Here is a 19,802-nt window from a genome sequence, read left to right as displayed (position 1 = left end):
GAGATCACCGCGTGGACAATGTGACCAAGGCCTTGAATCTGGTTCCGATGGTGGTCGAACAGACCAGCCGCGGCGAGCGCGCCTACGACATCTATTCGCGCCTGCTGAAGGAGCGCCTGATCTTCCTGGTCGGCCCGATCGACGACCACATGGCCAATGTGATCGTGGCTCAGCTGCTGTTCCTGGAAGCGGACAATCCCGAGAAGGACATCAGCATCTACATCAATTCGCCGGGCGGCGTGGTCACCGCCGGCATGGCGATCTACGACACCATGCAGTACATCAAGCCGGACGTGAGCACCATCTGCGTCGGCCAGGCCGCCTCGATGGGCGCGCTGCTGCTGGCGTCGGGCGCGGCCGGCAAGCGCTATGCGCTGCCGAACTCGCGGGTGATGATCCACCAGCCGCTGGGCGGCTTCCAGGGCCAGGCTACCGACATCGACATCCACGCCCGCGAGATCCTGACCCTGCGCGCGCGGCTGAACGAAATCCTGGCCAAGCACACCGGCCAGTCGCTGGAAACCATCGCCCGCGACACCGAGCGCGACAACTTCAAGAGCGCCGTCGACGCGCAGGCCTACGGCCTCGTCGACCAGGTCCTGGAGCGTCGTCCGGATGAGTCCATCCAGCCGGCATAAGGCTTGCATGTACTGCAAAACGCAGCGTATTCCGCAGGGCCGGGGTCGGGCTAGCGTCCTCCCGGCCCTGTGCTATTCTCGAAATCGAACCCCCGTTCATCGGGTGGGGTAACTGGGTAAGCGAAGCAATGAGCGAAGACCGGCAAGGCCGTTCCGGCGACAGCAACAAGATCCTGTACTGCTCGTTCTGCGGCAAGAGTCAACACGAGGTCCGTAAGCTGATCGCCGGGCCCAGCGTGTTCATCTGCGACGAATGCGTCGAGTTGTGCAACGACATCATCCGCGAGGAGCTCGAGGAGAAGGCGCAGTCGGCACGCAGCAGCCTGCCCAAGCCGCGCGAGATCCTGGAAGTGCTCGACCAGTACGTGATCGGCCAGCAGCGCGCCAAGCGTACGCTCGCCGTGGCCGTGTACAACCACTACAAGCGCATCGAGAGCCGGCAGAAGAACGACGAGGTCGAACTGGCCAAGTCCAACATCCTGCTGGTCGGTCCGACCGGCTCGGGCAAGACGCTGCTGGCCGAAACGCTGGCGCGCCTGCTCAACGTGCCGTTCACCATCGCCGATGCGACCACGCTGACCGAAGCCGGCTACGTCGGCGAGGACGTGGAGAACATCATCCAGAAGCTGCTGCAGAAGTGCGACTACGACGTCGACAAGGCGCAGCAGGGCATCGTCTACATCGACGAGATCGACAAGATCTCGCGCAAGAGCGAGAACCCGTCCATCACCCGCGACGTGTCCGGCGAAGGCGTGCAGCAGGCGCTGCTGAAGCTGATCGAAGGCACGGTCGCCTCGGTGCCGCCGCAGGGCGGGCGCAAGCATCCGCAGCAGGAATTCCTGCAGGTGGACACCAAGAACATCCTGTTCATCTGCGGCGGCGCGTTCGCCGGCCTGGACAAGGTGATCCAGCAGCGCTCCAACGACGCCGGCGGCATCGGCTTCGGTGCCAAGGTGAAGAGCTCCGAGCGCAAGCGCGAGGTCGGCAAGATCCTGGCCGACGTCGAGCCGGAAGACCTGATCAAGTTCGGCCTGATCCCCGAGTTCGTCGGCCGCCTGCCGGTGGTCGCCACGCTTGAGGAACTGGACGAGCCGGCGCTGATCAAGATCCTGACCGAGCCGAAGAACGCCATCACCAAGCAGTTCAAGAAGCTGTTCGAGATGGAAGGCGTGGAGCTGGAGTTCCGCCAGGACGCGTTGCTGGCCATCGCCAAGAAGGCGCTCAAGCGCAAGACCGGCGCACGCGGCCTGCGCACCATCGTCGAGTCGGTGCTGCTGGACACGATGTACGAGCTGCCGTCGCAGGAAAACGTCAGCAAGGTGGTGGTGGACGAGTCGGTGATCGAGCACAAGTCCGAGCCGTACCTGATCTACCAGACCCCGCCGGCGGCGCCCAAGGTCGCCTCCGCGGAGTGACCCTGGGCGGGCGGTGCGCGGCGACCCCGTCGCGCGCCCCGTGCCTGCCGGTAAGTCGCTGAAACATAAAGGGGTTCTGTTCTCCCCTTGCATCGTCCAGCCGATGGCCCCATAACGGGGCCATCGGCGTTTTTATGGCCGCCCGCATCGCGTTCCCGCCTCCCAAATCGGAATCCTCATGGCCCAGTCCCAATCCGAAGTCCTCGACCTGCCGGTCCTGCCGTTGCGCGACGTCGTGGTCTTCCCGCACATGGTCATCCCGCTGTTCGTCGGTCGCGACAAATCCATGCGCGCGCTCGAGCACGCGATGGAGGCCGACAAGCGCATCCTGCTGGTCGCGCAGAAGTCCGCCGAGACCGACGACCCGGCGGCGGCCGACCTGTACAACGTCGGCACGCTGGCGCAGGTGCTGCAACTGCTGAAGCTGCCCGACGGCACCATCAAGGTGCTGGTCGAGGGCCTGTCGCGGGTCAGCGTCGACAAGGTCGCCGAGCGCGACGGCGCGCTGCAGGGCGAAGGCCGCGAGATCGATGCCGCCGAATCGCGCGAGGAGCGCGAGGTCGAGGCGATCGCGCGCTCGCTGATGTCGCTGTTCGAGCAGTACGTCAAGACCAACCGCAAGCTGCCGCCGGAGCTGCTGCAGACCTTGTCGGGCATCGACGAGCCCGGCCGCCTGGCCGACACCATCGCCGCGCACATCGGCGTGCGCCTGGCCGACAAGCAGCGCCTGCTGGAAACCCTGGAAGTGGGCGAGCGCCTGGAGATGCTGGTCGGCCTGGTCGACGGTGAGATCGACGTGCAGCAGTTGGAGAAGCGCATCCGCGGCCGGGTCAAGTCGCAGATGGAGAAGAGCCAGCGCGAGTACTACCTCAACGAGCAGATGAAGGCGATCCAGAAGGAACTGGGCGACCTCGACGATGCGCCGGGCGAACTGGAGGAGCTGGCGCGCAAGATCGCCGAGGCCGGCATGCCCAAGCCGGTGGAGACCAAGGCCAAGGCCGAACTCAACAAGCTCAAGCAGATGTCGCCGATGTCGGCCGAAGCCGCGGTGGTGCGCAACTACCTCGACTGGCTGCTGGGCGTGCCGTGGAAGAAGCGCAGCAAGGTGCGCAAGGACCTGAAGGTCGCGCAGGAAACCCTCGACGCCGATCACTACGGCCTGGAGAAGGTCAAGGACCGCATCCTTGAGTACCTGGCGGTGCAGTCGCGGGTGAAGCAGATGAAGGGGCCGATCCTGTGCCTGGTCGGACCGCCGGGCGTGGGCAAGACCTCGCTGGGCCAGTCCATCGCCAAGGCCACCAACCGCAAGTTCGTGCGCATGTCGCTGGGCGGCGTGCGCGACGAGGCGGAGATCCGCGGCCATCGCCGGACCTACGTCGGTTCGATGCCCGGTCGCATCGTGCAGAACCTCAACAAGGTCGGCAGCAAGAACCCGCTGTTCGTGCTCGACGAGATCGACAAGATGTCGATGGATTTCCGCGGCGATCCGTCCTCGGCGCTGCTGGAAGTGCTCGACCCCGAGCAGAACAACGCCTTCAACGACCACTACCTGGAAGTGGACCTGGACCTGTCCGAAGTGATGTTCGTGGCGACCTCCAATTCGCTGAACATCCCCGGCCCGTTGCTGGACCGCATGGAAGTGATCCGCATCCCCGGCTACACCGAGGACGAGAAGCTCAACATCGCCGCACGCTACCTGGTGCCCAAGCAGCTCAAGGCCAATGGCCTGAAGCAGGACGAGCTGGAGATCGGTGCCGACGCGATCCGCGACATCGTGCGCTACTACACGCGCGAATCCGGCGTGCGCAACCTCGAGCGCGAAGTGGCCAAGATCTGCCGCAAGGTGGTCAAGGAGATCGCCCTGGCCGGTCCGCAGCCGGCCGCCCCGGCGAAGAAGGCCGCAGCGAAGAAGGGCGCCGCGCGCAAGGACAAGGCGCGCGTCAGCGTCGGCTCGAAGAACCTGGACAAGTACCTGGGCGTGCGCCGCTACGACTTCGGTCGCGCCGAGGAGCAGAACGAGATCGGCCTGGTGACCGGCCTGGCCTGGACCGAGGTCGGCGGCGATCTGCTGCAGATCGAATCGACCCTGGTTCCGGGCAAGGGCGCGGTGATCCTGACCGGCCAGCTCGGCGACGTGATGAAGGAATCGGCGTCGGCCGCATTGTCGGTGGTGCGTTCGCGCGCCGAGCGGCTCGGCATCGAGGCGGACTTCCTGCAGAAGCACGACGTGCACCTGCACGTGCCGGACGGCGCCACGCCGAAGGACGGCCCCAGTGCCGGCATCGCGATGGTGACCTCGCTGGTGTCGATGCTGACCAAGGTGCCGGTCAAGTCGGAGGTGGCGATGACCGGCGAGATCACCCTGCGTGGCCGCGTCTCGGCGATCGGCGGACTCAAGGAGAAGCTGCTGGCCGCATTGCGCGGCGGCATCCGCACCGTGCTGATCCCCGAGGAGAACCGCAAGGATCTGGCGGACATCCCGGAGAACGTCACCCGCGATCTGAAGATCGTGCCGGTGAAGTGGATCGACGAAGTGCTGGATCTGGCACTGGAGCGTCCGCTCGCGCCGAAGCCCGCCGCCGACGCCGAACAGGCGCCGTCGCGGCGCAAGCAGAAAGCATCCTCGAACCCGCGCGTCAAGCACTGACGCGCGCTGAACCGCACCCGCGCAAACGGCTCAAACCCGCGCCGTTGTTGGCTTTTCGGCTTGCGCGGGTATGGGCCCGCTGGTATAAATGCAGCGCTTGCGAGCACCGCGAACGGGCGTGCTTGGTAGTGCAAAACATATCCATCGGGGTCTCGCCCAGGCGAGGCAGGCCACGCCGACACCCGATCCTCAATCCGCGGTCTTCTGCCGCACATGGAGTCATCAAGAAATGAATAAAGCCGAACTGAACGACGCGATCGCCGCTGCCGCCGACATCTCCAAGGCCGAAGCCGGTCGTGCCATCGACGCCTTCGTGTCGGAAGTGACCAAGGCCCTGAAGAAGGGCGACAGCGTCACGCTCGTGGGCTTCGGCACCTTCCAGGTGCGCGACCGTGCCGAGCGCACCGGCCGCAACCCGAAGACCGGCGACTCCATCAAGATCGCGGCGTCGAAGAATCCGACGTTCAAGGCTGGTAAAGCGCTGAAGGATGCCGTAAACTAATCGACTCGCTAGGGTGCTTAGCTCAGCGGTAGAGCGTCTCCTTTACACGGAGAGGGTCGGGGGTTCGAAACCCTCAGCACCCACCAGAGCACCAAGCGACAGGTTTCAAAAGCGGAGTGGTAGTTCAGTCGGTTAGAATGCTGGCCTGTCACGCCGGAGGTCGCGGGTTCGAGTCCCGTCCACTCCGCCAGTTGTACCGAAGCCCCCGAGCGATCGGGGGTTTCGTTTCTCGCAGTCGCCCACGCGCCAGCGTTGGCCCGGCCGCTGCGGGAAAGCGGGCCTCGCGCCCGCCTCCGTTCAAACGCGGAGTGGTAGTTCAGTCGGTTAGAATGCTGGCCTGTCACGCCGGAGGTCGCGGGTTCGAGTCCCGTCCACTCCGCCATTTGTACGCGAAACCCCCGAGCGATCGGGGGTTTCTTTTTTTCCGCAGTGCGCTGGTTTTTGTCCTCGATGCGCTCCGGATTCGCCGCCTTGACGCATGAGCGGCGCGGGTTGCCGGGCCGCCGGTTCTGCCGCAAGGCGTGAAGCGGGTTAAACTGCGCGGCTCGCCAATAGGCCGTCGGTTCCCAATGCTGCAGAAACTTCGCGAAAAGACCTCGGGCTGGATCGCCACCGCGATCATCGGTCTGTTGATGATTCCGTTCCTGTTCGTCATCGACAACAGCTACCTCGGTGGCGTCGGTGCCAACAATGTCGCCAAGGTGCAGGCGCCGCCGTCGTGGTGGTCGTCGGCGCCGTCGTGGTGGCCGGTGTCGCTGCTGTGGCAGCACCACGAAGTGAGCACGGAGCAGTTCCGTACCCGCTTCGAGCAGGCGCGCATCCAGGCGCGCGAACAGCAGGGCGAGAACTTCGATCCGCGCGCGTTCGAAAGCATCGACAACAAGCGCAAGCTGCTCGATCAGCTGATCGACGAGCAGGTGGCGAAGCTGTCGGCAGAACGCGCCGGCGTGGTCATCGGCGATGCCGCGGTGCGCGATTACATCAGCTCCATGCCTGCGTTCCAGAACGACGGCAAGTTCGATCCGGAGCGCTACCGCCTGGCCCTGGCCTCGGGCACGCCGCCGCGGACGCCGACCATGTTCCAGCAACTGGTGCGCGACGCGCTGCAGCAGTCGGTGATTCCGTCGGGCATCGCCGAATCGGCGTTCGCCACCAAGCCGGAAACCGAGCGCCTGCTGAAGATGCTGGGCGAGACCCGCGACGTGGAGATGGCGTTGTTGCCGGAAATGCCGGCCGACACCGCACCGGTCAGCGACGCGCAGGTGCAGCAGTGGTACGACTCGCACAAGTCCGACTTCAAGCAGCCGGAAACCGTGACGATCGAGTACGTCGACCTCAACGCGGCCAGCCTGCCGCCGGTCAAGCCGGCCGACGAGGCGACGCTGCGCAAGCGCTACGACGACGAGAAGGCGCGCTTCGTCGAGCCCGACCAGCGGCTGGCTTCGCACATCCTGATCAGCGCCGGCAAGGACGCGGCCTCGCAGAAGGCGGCCGAGGCCAAGGCGGCCAAGCTGGCGGCCGAAGCCAAGCAGCCCGGCGCCGATTTCGCCGCGCTGGCCCGCGCCAACTCCGACGATCCTGGTTCCAAGAACGCCGGCGGCGATCTGGGCTGGGTGGAGAAGGGCGTGATGGTGAAGCCGTTCGAGGACGCGCTGTTCGCGATGAAGCCCGGCGAGATCGTCGGCCCGATCAAGAGCGAATTCGGCTATCACGTGATCCAGCTGCGCCAGGTCAAGGGCGGCGAAGGCAAGTCGTTCGAGCAGGTGCGCGACCAGCTCGCCAGCGAGCAGTTGAAGGCCGACAGCGAGAAGGCCTTCAGCGACCTGAGCGGCAAGCTGGTGGACCTGGTCTACAAGAACCCGACCGCGCTGGCTTCGGCGGCGAAGGAAGTGGGCCTGCCGGTGCAGACGCTGGGGCCGTTCTCGCGCGCCACCGCCAGCGGCATCGCCGCACAGCCGGCGGTGCTGCGCGCCGCGTTCTCCGACACCCTGGTGCAGGACGGCACGGTCAGCGACCCGATCAACCTGGGGCCGAACCACAGCGTGCTGATCCGCGTGACCCAGCACCAGCCGGAACAGATCCAGCCGCTGGCCAAGGTGCATGAGCAGGTCGTGGCCGCGGTGCATGCCGACCGCACCGCCAAGGCGGCCGCTGCCAAGGCCGATGCGCTGCTGGCGCGTTTGCGCAAGGGCGAGACCCTGCAGGCCCTGGCCGGCCCGGAGAAGCTGCAGATCAACCCGATGCCGGGTCTGCCGCGCAACGTGCCGATGCCGAGTGCGCAGGCCAGCCAGGCGATCTTCAGCGCGCCGCAGCCGGCCGACGGCAAGCCGTCGGTGGGCAAGGTCGAGCTGCCTGCGGCGCCGGGCACCGTGGGCAAGCGCTATGCGCTGTTTGCGGTCACCAAGGTGACGCCGGGCGACCTGAGCAAGGTGCCGGCCGAGCAGCAGACGATGTTCCAGCAGCAGCTGGCGCGCATCGAAGGCGAGGCCGATGCCAAGGCCTACGTCGATGCGATGCGCAAGCGCTTCAAGATCAGCGTGCAGGAATCGCAGCTGTAACCGCTGCTTCGACAGCGTAAAGCGGCACGCAACAGGCCCGGCATTGCCGGGCCTGTTGCGTTTCAGGGGCATCGACGTGTGCGTGGCTGATCGACGTGCGCGCGTCGCCGTGGGGAGAGGCGCGGCAGGTGCAGGCATGCGGCTGTGGTCGCCGGCAGGCTTGGTGGTGGCGAAGGGGGGGGGGGGCAAGCACGTCATGCCGTCGCTTTCGCTTGGCACGAGGCGCTGTGCGCGGTGGCGATCGAGTCACAACTGTTGCCGTAGTCGCGCGTTGCACTTGCTCCACATGCTGGTCCACATGTTGTGCAGCGCCGTCGGCACCACCGGCATTGCGCGCCGGGCCAGGATCTTCTTCACGCCGGACTAGGGGCAAGGCGCGCAGTTGTCGTCGGCGCTGGATGCCGTGATAGGCCTGCCTTGCAGGCGATCATGCTGGTCGTAGGCGCGGGGAAACGGGTGGTCATCCCCGCGGCGTGGCTGCACATCCGTGGACGTTGCAGCATGGGCCGAAGCTCGTCCCGCCGCAGCCGGAGCGCGATCAGTCCTCGTAGCTCAGCACCATGCCGGGACGCAGCACGCTGCGCGCGGACAGGCCGTTCTTCATCAGCAGCGCCTGCACGGTGATGCCGTAGCGCTTGGCGATGTTCCAGGCGGTGTCGCCGTCGCGCACGGTGTGCGTGTGGCGGGAGCGTGCGCCGGCGCGCTTGGCACGGTTCGGCGCGGGAGTGTCGTCGGCGCTGGCCACGGTGGCGACGACCGGGGTGTCGTCCTGCGCCGGCGGCGCGGTGTCCTGGGCCAGCACGGGGCCGCCCAGACTGCGCGGCGCCAGCACCGGCAGTGCGCGCTTGGCGCTGCGGCCGTTGCCCAGGGCCGGGTTCAGCCGGGCGAGCTGGTTGCCCTGCAGCGCCTGGCGCCGCGCCCATTCGTCCAGTGCCATGCCGGCGGGCAGGGTCTGCGCCTGCAGGATCGGAACGTCGCGATCCAGCGAGGCCATCCATTCGTCGCGGGTCTGCGCCTGTTCCAGCACGCAGGCCAGCGCGTGCAGTTTCTCGACGTAGGCATAGGTGACCGAGGACAGCCCGGGCAGCTTGTCCGGCTGCGCGTTCTGCGCGTTCATGCCGGCGCGGCGCATCGACTGCAGCACGCGGTATTCGCCGGCGTTGTAGGCCATGATCGCCAGGCGCCAGTCGCCGCCGAACATGCCGTGCAGGGTCTTCAGATAGCGCACTGCGGCGCGGGTGGAGTCCACCGCAGACAGACGGCCGTCGTAGCCGTTCTCCAGCGGGACATCGTGGTTGCGCGCGGTACCGGGGATGAACTGCCACAGGCCGGCGGGGCCGCTGCTGTTGCGCGCGGCCGGGCGGTAGCCGCTCTCCACGAACGGGATCAGCGCGAATTCGGTCGGCAGGTTGGCCGCACGCAGTTCGTCGACCACGTAGCCGAACAGCGGCAGCACGTCCTCGTCCTCGTCGGCCAGCCGCGACGGCGCGCGCGAGAACTGCTGCTGCCAGCGCGCATCGGTGGCGCCGGCGTCGCAGCGCGCATCGGCCAGGCCGTCGCGGAAGCGGGCGAGGATGTCATGCCCGTTACGGGTGGTCGGCGGCGGCAGTGCCGCCGCGTCCGTCGGCAGGCCGTTCAGGCCCGCCACGGTCTGCTCGAGTGCCGCCGCAAGCGGAGTCGCGGCCGCCGCGGGGGGCGCCGCCGACGCTATCGCCAGCGTCAGCGCCGCCGTCAACGCCAGCGCCCTCATGCGCGGAAATCGTCTTTCCAGCGCCTCAATTCGGCGAAGACTTCCACTTCGTCGCACACCCCCCGGCCGAGCCGGGCGCCGATCGCCTGCTGGATCGCCGCCGAAGCGGTGCGCAGGAACGGATTGGTCGCCAGTTCGCTGGCGAGAGTGACGGGAACGGTGGGGCGGGCAGCGTGACGCATGGCCTGGGCTTCCTGATGGCGCTGCCGCAGGGCAGCGTTGGTGGGATCGACCGTGACGGCGAATGCCGCATTGGCCAAGGTGTATTCGTGTCCGCAGCAGACCAGCGTCTGCCCCGGGAGGGCGGACAGGCGCTGCAGCGAACCCAACATCTGGGAGGGCGTACCTTCGAACATGCGCCCACAGCCCAGGCTGAACAGCGTATCGCCGCTGAACAGATGGCCCTGGCCGACGTAGGCCAGGTGCGAGCGGGTATGGCCGGGGACGGCGAGGGTATCGAACTGCCAGTCCAGCACCTTCACGACATCGCCGTCGCCGACCCGCTCGCACGAAAATCCGGCAATGCGGGGGTCGTCCGGCGCGTACACCGGCAGATCCGGCCAGCGTTCGCGCAAGACAGCGACGCCGCCGATATGGTCGTCGTGGTGATGGGTCAGCAGGATGGCGGCGGGTTGCAGCCCTTGGGCCGCGGCCTCCAGCACCGGCTCGGCCTGGCCAGGGTCGACCAGCAACGCACGCCCGTCGTCCGTGGCGATCGCCCAGATGTAGTTATCCTGGAATGCGGGCAGGGCGATCAGTCGCATAGAATTGGCACCATGCCTGCCGTGTCGCTCCCTCGTCAAGCCAACGTCTCATCCTGGTTTGATACTGCCGGGGCGCAGGCGTTGCTGCAGGCCGAGCAGCCGCTGATCCTCGACGCCTTGCTCAAGCGCCCCGCGCAACCCTGGCTGTGGCTGGCCCCGGTGCCGCTACCGCCCCCCGCGCGCGAGCTGCCGGGGCGGGGCGTGCGCCTGCACCGCAGCGCCTGCGGCTACGCCGGCGACCTGGTGTGCACGCTGCCACTGCCGCTGCCGTCGGAAAGCGTCAACGCCATCGTCCTGCAGCACGTGCTCGCCGCCGACGCGGCGGCGCTGCTGGAGGAATGCGAGCGCATCCTGATGCCGGGCGGCCGCGTGTGGCTGTTCGCGCTCAATGCGGTGAGCCCGTACCGGCTGCGCTGGCGCCGCCAGGGCCTGGTGGCGCGTCCGCCAGGTAGCTGGCGCGGCCTGCTCGAACAGGTCGGCTTGCCGTGCGTGGAGCAACTGCGCTATCTCGGGCCGGTGTGGCCGACCCGCGGCGGCGTCGGCCCGGCTACCTCCACCGCGCCGCTGCGCGCGGTCTGCCTGCTGCAGGCGGAAAAACGCACCGCCGCCGGCATCGGCCCCATTCCGTTGCGCGCGCCGGTCCGCTGGCGCGGCTCGGTCGCTTCCATCTGAACACGGAGTTTCATGAAGACTGTCGACATCCATACCGATGGCGCCTGCCTCGGCAATCCCGGCCCCGGCGGCTGGGCCGCGCTGCTGCGCTACAAGGGACTGGAGCGCGAGGTGGCCGGCGCCGAGGCGCACACCACCAACAACCGCATGGAGCTGATGGCCGCGATCATGGCGCTGGAGACGCTCAACGAGCCGTGCCAGATCGTGCTGCACACCGACTCGCAGTACGTGCGCCAGGGCATTACAGAATGGATGCCGGGCTGGGTGCGCCGGCAGTGGAAGACCGCCGGCGGCGATCCGGTCAAGAACCGCGATCTGTGGGAGCGGCTGCATGCGGCCGCGCAGCGGCATACGATCGACTGGCGCTGGGTCAAGGGCCACAACGGCGATCCGGACAACGAGCGGGTCGACCAGCTGGCGCGCAACCAGGCCCTGCACGTGCGCGCCGGCGGCGCCGCCGTCGCGACCTGATCTTGTCTTCCTTTTCCGCTGCGAGTCCCATGCGTCAGATCATCCTCGATACCGAAACCACCGGCCTGGAATGGAAGAAGGGCAACCGCGTCGTCGAAATCGGCGCGGTGGAACTGCTCGAACGCCGCCCCAGCGGGCGCAACTTCCATCGCTACCTGCGCCCGGACTGCGATTTCGAACCCGGCGCGCAGGAAGTCACCGGCCTGACCCTGGATTTCCTTGCCGACAAGCCGGAATTCCACGAGGTGGTCGACGAATTCCTGGAGTTCATCGACGGCGCCGAGCTGATCATCCACAACGCCTCGTTCGACCTGGGCTTTCTGGATTACGAACTGTCGCGGCTGGGCGAGTCCTACGGCCGCATCCTCGATCGTGCCACGGTGATCGACACCCTGCTGCTGGCGCGCGAGCGCTTCCCCGGCCAGCGCAATTCGCTGGATGCGCTGTGCAAGCGGCTGGGCGTGGACAACTCACACCGGCAACTGCACGGCGCGCTGCTCGATGCGCAGATCCTCAGCGACGTGTACATCGCGCTGACCTCCGGCCAGGAGGAAATCGGCTTCGCCCTGGCCGAGGACGGCGCCGCGCATGCGGCGGCGCAGGGGCCGGCATTCGACATGACCATGCTGTTGCCGCGGCCGCGGGTGTTGCCGACGGCCTCGGAACTGGAAGCGCACCAGGCGCGGCTGGAGAAGCTGCGCAAGAAGGCCGGCCGCGCGCTGTGGGACGACGCCGAACCGGTCGTGGTGGACGCGGTGGCCGGCTGAGGCCGCCTTGCGCGGGTGGCGCGTCTGCTACGCCAATCCTGGGGGGCTGGCTGGCTACGCGCCAAGCGCGCCATCGTTCGGGCGTGGACTGCTGGCGTTCGCTTTTTCGCGCTTCGACTTCAAGGGCGCGCGCAGCAGGGTGCCGCATGCCCGGGGTGGATGACACGCCCTAGTGACAGCGCACCAGGATCGCGGTGATGTTGTCCGAGCCGCCTTCGTCGAGCGCGGCGGCGACCAGCATGTCCACGCATTCCTGCGCGCTGCAGTCGTCGTGGCCCAGCGCGTTGGCCAGGCCGGCATCGTCCACTTCCTCGGTCAGCCCGTCGCTGCACAGCAGCAGGCGCATGCCCGGGCGCAGCTCGCCGGTCATCGTCGCCACGTTCAGGTGCTGCGGATCGGTGACGCCCAGCGCCTGGGTGACCACGTTGCGGTGCGGATGCGCGCGCGCCTGTTCGGCGGTGAGCGCGCCCTGCGCGATCAGTTCCTGCACGTAGCTGTGGTCCTGGCTGAGCTGGGCCAGCTTGCCGTCGCGCCACAGGTAGGCGCGGCTGTCGCCGACCCAGGCTACCTCGAAGCGGTTGCCCTGCACCCGCGCCGCCACCACCGTGGTGCCCATCGGCAGGGTGTCGTTGCGGCGCTGCGAGGCGCGGATGATTTCCTCGTCGGCGATGCGGATGGCCTGCGCCAGCGCGGTGCCGCCGCGCACTTCACGGACGATGGCCTCGCGCGCCAGGGCGCTGGCGACCTCGCCGCAGGCGTGGCCGCCCATGCCGTCGGCCACCAGCCACAACCCCAGTTCGTGGTCGCCGTAGTAGGTGTCTTCGTTGAGGTCGCGGCGCAGGCCGACGTGGGTGAGATGTCCGAATTCGATCATTGCGCGCCTGCGGCCGGCCGGTGTTTTCTGGGGTCGACGGGCATCATCGCGGTCGCGCGCGGATCAGGCAATCGCCGCGCGCGGCACGCAGCAGGCGGGGTTCATCGCCCCGCGGCGCCGGGGCGCTTGCGGTGGCTCGGCGCCTGGCCGCTTGTCCGCGCGCGGCGGGGACCGTATGATGCACGCCCCCGGTCCGCCGGGGACCACCCGGGAAGGTGGCAGAGTGGTTGAATGTACCTGACTCGAAATCAGGCAGGCGTTTATAGCGCCTCGGGGGTTCGAATCCCCCCCTTCCCGCCAGTTTCATCGCGCGCGCATCCTCCAGCGGTCGCAGAGTGTGATCGGTGCAGGAGTGGGGGGTGAGAAGCCCCGCGGGTTCGACCCATCGGCGACAGCCGATGCGCACGGCGCAGCCGCCCGCAGGGCGGGGTGCAGCATGCACCGAGTGCATCACCCCTTCCTGCCAGTTTCGCATCAGGCCCCGTCAGGGGCCTTTTGTTTTTGGGCGATCGCGACGCGTGCCGACGCCGCTTTAAGACGCGGCCGTTACACTCTCTTTTCTCCTGTTTTTGGTGTCTGCCATGTCCGAAATCCTGGTGCCCGTGTCCTTCGGCGAATTGCTCGACAAGATCGCCATCCTGCAGATCAAGTCCGAGCGCATCGAAGATCCGGGCAAGCTGGCCAATGTGCGTGCCGAACTGTCGGCACTGGAAAAGACCTGGATGGCGCATCCGGCGGCCGGCGGCGACGTGGCGCGCCTGCGCGCGGAACTGAAGGCGGTCAACGAGCGCCTGTGGGTGATCGAGGACGAGATCCGGATCAAGGAGAAGGCGCAGGCCTTCGACGAGGAGTTCATCAAGCTGGCGCGCAGCGTGTACTACGAAAACGACGAACGCGCGCGGCTCAAGAAGGAAATCAACCTGGCCCTGGGCTCCAGCTACGTGGAAGAGAAGTCCTACCAGGACTACCGCAACGCCTCGGTGTGAGGGCAGAGTTCCGGGAGGCGTTGCAGTCTCCCGGAACGCGCCGCACCTCAGTTGCGTGCGACCACCAGTCCGGTCAGGCGCCGCACGAGCGGCAGCACCAGCAGCAGGGTGGGGAAGGCCACCAGCCAGGACAGCGCCCAGGCGCCGAGCCAGAGCGTGCCGACACCGGGCGCCAGCCCGACGCTGCGCAGGGTGCTGATCATCGAGACGATGCAGGTCATCAGCACCGACAGCAGCAGCGGGGTGACCCAGGCGGCATGGCGCGGGGACAGCTTGCGGGAAAACAGCGGGAAACGTGACATTGCGGACTCTCCGTAAGCCGGTCGATCGAAGGCGCCACCCGCCAACGGCCTGCCAGGCCCGGGCGGGAAACAGCCCCGGACGGATCCGGCGCAGTTGGCGCGTTGATTGACGTAAACGCTTACGGCGGCTCCTGCGGGCCGGGTCGGCGGCAGGACGCGCGGCGATGGTAGAGCGGCGCCGCGGGCGCCGCAACCGGGCTCAGTGGCCGTGGTCGGCGCGATAGCGCTCGAATGCGGCGATCGCATCGTCCACCGCGATGAGTTCCATCACGCCGTCGAACTCGATCTTGCTGCCCCACTTCAACTGCGCGGCCGGCTTGCCCAGGTACTTGCGCGCGGCGGCGTCGTACTTGTCCACGCAGTAGCGGATGTCCGAATACGGGCCGCTGCGGCGCGGGTTGCTGGCCGCGTGCAGGCCCAGCACCTTGGTGCCCATGGCGTTGGCGATGTGCATGGGGCCGGAGTCCGGAGTCAGCACCAGTGCCGCGCGCTGCAGCAGCGCCGGCAGTTGCTTGAGCGTGTCGCGGCCGACCAGGTCGAGCACCGGCGTGCGCGCCGCTGCGACGATGGCGTCGGCGGTGCTGCGCTCCAGGTCGCTGCGGCCGCCGCACAGCACCACCCGCCAGCCCTGCGTGGCGGCATGGTCGGCCACCGCGGCGTAGCGCTCGGCATACCAGTTGCGACGCTGGTGGCTGGAGCAAGGTGAGATCAGCAGCGCCGGACGGCCGTCCTCGGGCCATTGCGCACGCGCCCAGGCATGGGCGTCCTCGGGCACCGGCAGGTCCCAGCGCACTTCGGTCTGGCGCAGCCCCAGCGGCTCGCAGAAGCTGCCGATCGCCTCCAGCACGTGGATGCCGGGGCGGTCGGGGATGCGTTCGTTGACGAACAGGCCGTGCAGGTCCTTGGAGCGGCTGCGGTCGTAGCCGATGCGGCGGCGCGCCGGCACGAACGCCGACAGCACGTTGGCGCGCAACGCCACCTGCATCTGCAGCAGCGCGTCGAAGCCTTGCGCCGGCAGGGCGCGGCGCAAGGCCCGCATGCCGGCCAGGCCGCTGCGCTTGTCGTAGGGGTGGAAGACCACGCCCGGCAGGCCGTCGAGCAGCTTGTGCCCGGCCTTGTCGATGATCCAGTGCAACGCCGGCGCCTGCGGCCAGGCGCGTTGCAGGGTCCGTACCAGCGGCACCACGTGGGTCACGTCCCCTAGCGCCGACAGGCGCAACAGGCACAGCGAAGGGAGCGTTGCCGGCATGGTGTTGTTAGACTCGCTGGATGGTTGCATTCGACGCCACCGAAGCGCTGACGCCGTACCGCGAGGGCCGCGGCTACGGGGCCATTCTGTTCGACCGCGAACGACTGCGGCAAGCCGAACCGGCGCTGTTCTCCGCCGCCGCCTGGGGCGAACGCGCGCGCCCGGTGGATGCCGGCGGCCGCGGCGGCGCCTGGTTCGTCGATGCCCCGTTCGGCAGCTGCGTGCTGCGCCAGTACCGCCGCGGCGGGCTGGTCGCCAAGCTGGTCCGCGACCGCTACCTGTGGACCGGCGCCGACCGCACCCGCAGCTTCGCCGAGTTCCGGCTGATGCGCGCGCTGATCGCGCGCAAGCTGCCGGTGCCGCGGCCGCTGGCGGCCTGCTATCTGCGCCAGGGGCTGCGTTACCGCGCGGCGATCCTGATGGAGCGGCTGGAGGGCGTGCGCTCGCTGGCCGATCGTGCGCATCTGGCGGGCCGCGGCGCGCCGTGGGAGGAGGCGGGTCGGCTGATCGCGCGCTTCCATCGCGCCGGCCTCGACCACGCCGACCTCAATGCGCAGAACATCCTGTTCGACGGCAACGGCCGCGGCTGGCTGATCGACTTCGACCGCGGCGTGCTGCGCATTCCCGCCACCCGCTGGCGCGAGCGCAACCTCAAGCGGCTGCGTCGTTCGCTGCTGAAACTGCGCGGCGAGCGCAGCGTCGATGCGGTGGAGAAGGACTACGCGCGCCTGCGCCGCGCCTACGACCTGGCCTGGGAGCGCGGCTGCTGATGACGGACTGGGCGCTGCGTTTCCAGGGCGTGGGCAATGCCTCGGCGGTGGCGCTTGGCTCGCCGATGGCCACCATCGAGCGCGATGGCCGGCCGTGGCTGACCATCGACTGCGGCGGCGAGGGGCTGACCGCCTACCAGGCGCACTACGGCGCGATGCCGCAGGCCTTGTTCGTCACCCACGTGCATCTGGACCACGTCGCCGGCTTCGAGCGGCTGTTCGTGGACAGCTATTTTTCCGAGCGCCGTGGCAAGGTGCGGTTGTACGTGCCGGCCACGGTGCTGCCGCTGCTGCACCGCCGCGTGGCCGACTATCCGAACGTGCTGGCCGAGGGCGGCGCCAACTTCTGGGATGCGTTCCAGCTGATCGCGGTGGGCGATGCGTTCTGGCACGAGGGCGTGCGCCTGGAGGTGTTCCCGGTGCGCCACCACTGGCCGGAGACCGCCTACGGCCTGCGCCTGCAGGGCGCGCTGGTGTGGAGCGGGGACACCCGGCCGATCCCGGAAATGCTGAACCGGTATGCCGACGACGGCGAACTGGTGGCCCACGACTGCGGTCTTCACGGCAACCCGTCGCATACTGGGGTCGACGACCTGGAGCGGGAATACCCCGCCGAGCTGCTGCAACGGACCATGCTCTACCACTACGCCAGCGCCGACGATGCCGAGGCCCTGCGCGCGCGCGGCCACCGCGTGGCGCGGCCGGGCGAGCGCGTGGCGCTGTCCGCGCCGCGCGCGCCGCAGGTCCCGGCGGGATGAACGCGCTGCCGCGCCCGCCGCTCGCGTCGGCGACGCCGGCGGACCGGCGCGGGCGGCCGTTGCGCGACCTGCGGCTGTCGGTGATCGAGGCCTGCAACTTCCGCTGCGGCTACTGCATGCCTGCCGACAAGGTGCCGGACGATTACGGCTTCGACGCCGCTTCGCGGCTGTCGTTCGCGCAATTGGAGACGGTGGCCCGCGCCTTCGTCCGCAACGGCGTCAACAAGCTGCGCCTGACCGGCGGCGAACCGCTGCTGCGCCGCGATCTGCCCGAGTTGGTGCGGCGGCTGGCGCGCATCCCCGGCGTGGACGATCTGGCCATGACCACCAACGGCGCGCTGCTGGCGCGGCATGCGCAGGCCTTGCGCGAGGCCGGCCTGCGCCGGGTCACGGTCAGCCTGGATGCGATCGAGCCGACGGTGTTCCGGAAGTTGTCCGGTGACCGTGGCGAGATCGCGCAGGTGCTGGAGGGCATCGACGCGGTGGTCGCGGCCGGGCTGGGGCCGGTCAAGCTCAATTGCGTGGTCCAGCGCGGCATCAACGACGACCAGGTGCTGCCGTTGCTGGCGCATTTCCGCGGCAGCGGCCATGTGCTGCGCTTCATCGAATACATGGACGTGGGCACCTGCAACGCCTGGCGCCGCGAGCGGGTGGTGCCGGCCGCCGAGTTGCGTGACCGCATCGCCGCACGTTGGCCGCTGCAGGCGCTGGCGCCGCACTACCCGGGCGAGGTCGCCGCGCGCTATGCGTTCGCCGATGGCGGCGGCGAGATCGGTTTCGTCACCTCGGTCAGTACGCCGTTCTGCGGCGATTGCCACCGCGCTCGCGTGTCCGCCGATGGCCATCTCTACACCTGCCTGTTCGCGGGCGAGGGCACCGATTTGCGGCCGGCGCTGGCGGGGGGCGAGGAGGCGCTGGTCGAGCGCGTGCGTGCGCTGTGGGAACGCCGCGACGATCGCTACAGCGAACTGCGCGGCGCGGCGACCGCCACGCGCGGCAAGCACGTCGAAATGTTCCTGATCGGCGGTTGAGCCATGGACGCCGCCGTGCAACGTGCGCTGGTCGCGCTGGAACTGGAATTGCTGGAACCGGCGGTGCGTGCCTCGGCGGCGCGCGTGGCGGAACTGCTCGACGACGCCTTCGTCGAGTTCGGTGCCTCCGGCCGCTGCTTCGACAAGCCGGCGGTGCTCCAGGCGTTACCGGCTGAGTCGGGCGCATTTCGCTACTGTGCATTCGACATCGATGTGCAGCTGCTGGAACCGGAGTTGGTGCACCTGCGTTATCGCAGCGAGCGCAGCGGCGGTGGCGAGCCGCCGCGGCAGGCGCTGCGCAGTTCGCTTTGGCGGTATCGCGACGGCCAATGGCGCATGCTGTTCCACCAAGGCACGCCGATCCCCGGCGGCGCTTGAAGATCGCGCCGTGGGAGCGGCAGCGCAATCCATGACCAAGAAGACCTCCGCCACGTCCGCGCGCGCCGCCGCGCCGGCGCTGACCCATCTGGACCCGCAGGGATTGCCGACCATGGTCGACGTCTCCGCCAAGGCCGCCACCGCGCGTGTGGCGGTGGCCGAGGCGCAGGTGCGCTTCCCCGCCCGCGTGGCCGCGCAGTTGCGCGCCGACGCGTTGCGCAGCGCCAAGGGCGGCATCGTCGACACCGCGGTGATCGCCGGCACGATGGCGGTCAAGCGCACCCACGAACTGATTCCGTTCTGCCATCCGTTGCCGATCGACGGCTGCCGCTTCGCCATCGACTGGCGCTCGCCGCAGGTGCTGGGCATCGAATGCACGGTGCGCACCGTGCACCGCACCGGCGTGGAGATGGAGGCGCTGACCGGCGCCAGCGTCGCCGCGCTGACCGTCTACGACATGTGCAAGGCGCTGACCCACGCGATGACCATCGGCCCGGTGCGGCTGGTCGGCAAGCGTGGCGGCAAGCGCGACGTCGGGAGCGTGGCATGAGCGTCCAGGTGAGCGTGCTGTACTTCGCCAGCCTGCGCGAGGCCGCGGGCCTGGAACGCGAACAGGTGCATACCGATGCGCCGAACCTGCGCGCGCTGTATGCCGAACTCGACGCGCGCCATGGCCTGCGCTGGCCGCTGGATCGCTTGCGGGTGGCGGTGGACAGCGCCTTCGTCGGCTGGGACGAGGCGGTGCGCGACGGCAGCGAAGTGGTGTTCATCCCGCCGGTTTCGGGAGGCTGAGCCATGTCCACCGAACCGCGTTTCCGGCTGGCCGACCGACCGCTCGACATCGCCACGCTGCGCGCCCCGCTGGCGCACGCCCAGGCCGGCGCCTATGCCAGCTTCGAAGGCTGGGTGCGCGACCACAACGACGGCCGCGCGGTCGACGGCCTGCACTACGAGGCCTACGCCGCACTGGCCGAGGCCGAAGGCCAGCGCATCGTCGACGAGGCCCTGGCCCGCTTCGCCATCCTCGACCTGCGCTGCGTGCACCGCGTCGGCGAACTGGCGATCGGCGACCTGGCGGTGTGGGTTGGTGTGGTCGCCGCGCACCGAGGCGCCGCCTTCGACGCCTGCCGCTACGTCATCGACGAGGTCAAGGCGCGCGTGCCGATCTGGAAGCGCGAACGCTACCGCGAGGGCGATGCGGGGTGGTTGCATCCGGAGGCGCAGGCGTCGTCGCGCGGATAGCGGCGTGCGCGATCGAGATCTAGGCTGA

Annotated in this window: 21 protein-coding genes and 4 tRNA genes; 20 read left to right on the top strand and 5 right to left on the bottom strand. The window is 68.6% G+C overall.

Features of this window, described 5'->3' with window-relative positions; genetic code table 11:
* Positions 1 to 11 precede the first annotated feature (11 nt).
* The 8 genes from clpP to RAB70_RS19585 all read left to right on the top strand — a co-directional run bounded on the left by clpP (position 12) and on the right by RAB70_RS19585 (position 7,760).
* Positions 12 to 638, top strand: a complete 627-nt coding sequence (gene clpP, locus RAB70_RS19620; RefSeq protein ID WP_017907831.1) for an ATP-dependent Clp endopeptidase proteolytic subunit ClpP — start codon at positions 12 to 14, stop codon at positions 636 to 638.
* A gap of 128 nt (positions 639 to 766) precedes the next feature.
* The gene (gene clpX / locus RAB70_RS19615) at positions 767 to 2,053 is read left to right on the top strand and encodes an ATP-dependent Clp protease ATP-binding subunit ClpX (protein ID WP_017907830.1); all 1,287 of its coding nucleotides are present in this window, start codon (positions 767 to 769) and stop codon (positions 2,051 to 2,053) included.
* Between the two features lie 178 nt (positions 2,054 to 2,231).
* On the top strand, positions 2,232 to 4,700 hold the full coding sequence (gene lon / locus RAB70_RS19610; RefSeq protein ID WP_148828566.1) for an endopeptidase La: 2,469 nt from the start codon (positions 2,232 to 2,234) through the stop codon (positions 4,698 to 4,700).
* Positions 4,701 to 4,929: 229 nt separating this feature from the next.
* The gene (locus RAB70_RS19605; protein ID WP_010341124.1) at positions 4,930 to 5,202 is read left to right on the top strand and encodes an HU family DNA-binding protein; all 273 of its coding nucleotides are present in this window, start codon (positions 4,930 to 4,932) and stop codon (positions 5,200 to 5,202) included.
* A gap of 11 nt (positions 5,203 to 5,213) precedes the next feature.
* A tRNA-Val gene (locus tag RAB70_RS19600) sits at positions 5,214 to 5,288 on the top strand.
* A 27-nt stretch (positions 5,289 to 5,315) separates the two neighbouring features.
* A tRNA-Asp gene (locus tag RAB70_RS19595) sits at positions 5,316 to 5,392 on the top strand.
* A 115-nt stretch (positions 5,393 to 5,507) separates the two neighbouring features.
* Positions 5,508 to 5,584 (top strand) — tRNA-Asp (locus RAB70_RS19590).
* Between the two features lie 187 nt (positions 5,585 to 5,771).
* Positions 5,772 to 7,760: a peptidylprolyl isomerase gene (locus tag RAB70_RS19585; protein WP_148828567.1), complete on the top strand. Its 1,989-nt coding sequence runs from the start codon at positions 5,772 to 5,774 to the stop codon at positions 7,758 to 7,760.
* A 538-nt stretch (positions 7,761 to 8,298) separates the two neighbouring features.
* On the opposite strand, the gene RAB70_RS19580 is transcribed toward RAB70_RS19585, so the two are convergent.
* Positions 8,299 to 9,510: a lytic transglycosylase domain-containing protein gene (locus tag RAB70_RS19580; RefSeq protein WP_017914037.1), complete on the bottom strand. Its 1,212-nt coding sequence runs from the start codon at positions 9,508 to 9,510 to the stop codon at positions 8,299 to 8,301.
* A complete protein-coding gene (gene gloB, locus RAB70_RS19575) occupies positions 9,507 to 10,274 on the bottom strand; it encodes a hydroxyacylglutathione hydrolase (RefSeq protein ID WP_148828568.1) in 768 nt (255 codons plus the stop codon). The genes RAB70_RS19580 and gloB overlap by 4 nt, the downstream gene beginning before the upstream one ends.
* A 12-nt stretch (positions 10,275 to 10,286) precedes the next feature.
* On the opposite strand from gloB, the gene RAB70_RS19570 reads away from it, so the two are divergent.
* From RAB70_RS19570 to dnaQ, 3 genes are read left to right on the top strand one after another with little or no spacing between them, the layout of a single operon-like run.
* Positions 10,287 to 10,946: a hypothetical protein gene (locus tag RAB70_RS19570; RefSeq protein ID WP_026143283.1), complete on the top strand. Its 660-nt coding sequence runs from the start codon at positions 10,287 to 10,289 to the stop codon at positions 10,944 to 10,946.
* Positions 10,947 to 10,958: 12 nt separating this feature from the next.
* Positions 10,959 to 11,417, top strand: coding sequence for a ribonuclease HI (gene rnhA / locus RAB70_RS19565; RefSeq protein ID WP_017907823.1), 459 nt, complete (start codon positions 10,959 to 10,961; stop codon positions 11,415 to 11,417).
* 29 nt (positions 11,418 to 11,446) lie between these two features.
* Positions 11,447 to 12,184 carry a DNA polymerase III subunit epsilon gene (gene dnaQ / locus RAB70_RS19560; RefSeq protein ID WP_148828569.1) on the top strand — a complete coding sequence of 246 codons (738 nt, stop codon included), beginning with the start codon at positions 11,447 to 11,449 and terminating at the stop codon, positions 12,182 to 12,184.
* A 169-nt stretch (positions 12,185 to 12,353) separates the two neighbouring features.
* Here dnaQ and RAB70_RS19555 read toward each other — a convergent pair whose 3' ends face one another.
* Positions 12,354 to 13,058, bottom strand: coding sequence for a PP2C family serine/threonine-protein phosphatase (locus RAB70_RS19555; protein ID WP_017907821.1), 705 nt, complete (start codon positions 13,056 to 13,058; stop codon positions 12,354 to 12,356).
* A gap of 209 nt (positions 13,059 to 13,267) precedes the next feature.
* Between RAB70_RS19555 and RAB70_RS19550 the strand changes: the two genes are divergently transcribed.
* Positions 13,268 to 13,358: transfer RNA gene (locus RAB70_RS19550), tRNA-Ser, on the top strand.
* A gap of 281 nt (positions 13,359 to 13,639) precedes the next feature.
* Entirely contained in the window at positions 13,640 to 14,044 is a 405-nt protein-coding gene (locus tag RAB70_RS19545) for a DUF6165 family protein (protein ID WP_148828570.1), read from the top strand.
* Positions 14,045 to 14,091: 47 nt separating this feature from the next.
* Here the strand turns inward: RAB70_RS19545 and RAB70_RS19540 are convergent, their stop codons facing one another.
* Both RAB70_RS19540 and RAB70_RS19535 read right to left on the bottom strand, forming a co-directional pair.
* On the bottom strand, positions 14,092 to 14,346 hold the full coding sequence (locus RAB70_RS19540) for a DUF2798 domain-containing protein (protein ID WP_017914811.1): 255 nt from the start codon (positions 14,344 to 14,346) through the stop codon (positions 14,092 to 14,094).
* Between the two features lie 199 nt (positions 14,347 to 14,545).
* Positions 14,546 to 15,595: a glycosyltransferase family 9 protein gene (locus RAB70_RS19535; RefSeq protein WP_148828582.1), complete on the bottom strand. Its 1,050-nt coding sequence runs from the start codon at positions 15,593 to 15,595 to the stop codon at positions 14,546 to 14,548.
* Positions 15,596 to 15,615: 20 nt separating this feature from the next.
* On the opposite strand from RAB70_RS19535, the gene RAB70_RS19530 reads away from it, so the two are divergent.
* The 7 genes from RAB70_RS19530 to RAB70_RS19500 are packed head-to-tail and all read left to right on the top strand — an operon-like array spanning position 15,616 to position 19,774.
* Positions 15,616 to 16,365, top strand: coding sequence for a 3-deoxy-D-manno-octulosonic acid kinase (locus tag RAB70_RS19530; RefSeq protein WP_017907817.1), 750 nt, complete (start codon positions 15,616 to 15,618; stop codon positions 16,363 to 16,365).
* Positions 16,365 to 17,123, top strand: a complete 759-nt coding sequence (locus tag RAB70_RS19525; protein ID WP_148828571.1) for an MBL fold metallo-hydrolase — start codon at positions 16,365 to 16,367, stop codon at positions 17,121 to 17,123. The genes RAB70_RS19530 and RAB70_RS19525 overlap by 1 nt, the downstream gene beginning before the upstream one ends.
* Entirely contained in the window at positions 17,120 to 18,154 is a 1,035-nt protein-coding gene (gene moaA, locus RAB70_RS19520; protein WP_148828572.1) for a GTP 3',8-cyclase MoaA, read from the top strand. The genes RAB70_RS19525 and moaA overlap by 4 nt, the downstream gene beginning before the upstream one ends.
* A gap of 3 nt (positions 18,155 to 18,157) precedes the next feature.
* On the top strand, positions 18,158 to 18,532 hold the full coding sequence (locus RAB70_RS19515) for a DUF4440 domain-containing protein (RefSeq protein ID WP_148828573.1): 375 nt from the start codon (positions 18,158 to 18,160) through the stop codon (positions 18,530 to 18,532).
* 31 nt (positions 18,533 to 18,563) lie between these two features.
* The gene (moaC, locus tag RAB70_RS19510) at positions 18,564 to 19,082 is read left to right on the top strand and encodes a cyclic pyranopterin monophosphate synthase MoaC (RefSeq protein WP_017911705.1); all 519 of its coding nucleotides are present in this window, start codon (positions 18,564 to 18,566) and stop codon (positions 19,080 to 19,082) included.
* Complete coding sequence (locus RAB70_RS19505; protein ID WP_017908887.1) at positions 19,079 to 19,324, top strand: MoaD/ThiS family protein; 246 nt, start codon at positions 19,079 to 19,081, stop codon at positions 19,322 to 19,324. The genes moaC and RAB70_RS19505 overlap by 4 nt, the downstream gene beginning before the upstream one ends.
* A gap of 3 nt (positions 19,325 to 19,327) precedes the next feature.
* Positions 19,328 to 19,774, top strand: a complete 447-nt coding sequence (locus tag RAB70_RS19500) for a molybdenum cofactor biosynthesis protein MoaE (protein WP_017911706.1) — start codon at positions 19,328 to 19,330, stop codon at positions 19,772 to 19,774.
* The last annotated feature ends 28 nt before the right edge of the window (positions 19,775 to 19,802 follow it).

Origin of the sequence: Xanthomonas sontii, from assembly GCF_040529055.1 — a bacterium.
Classification (GTDB): Bacteria; Pseudomonadota; Gammaproteobacteria; order Xanthomonadales; family Xanthomonadaceae; genus Xanthomonas_A; species Xanthomonas_A sontii.
The sequence above is the reverse complement of the archived record's forward strand: the minus strand, read 5'-3'. Positions and strand labels throughout refer to the sequence as shown.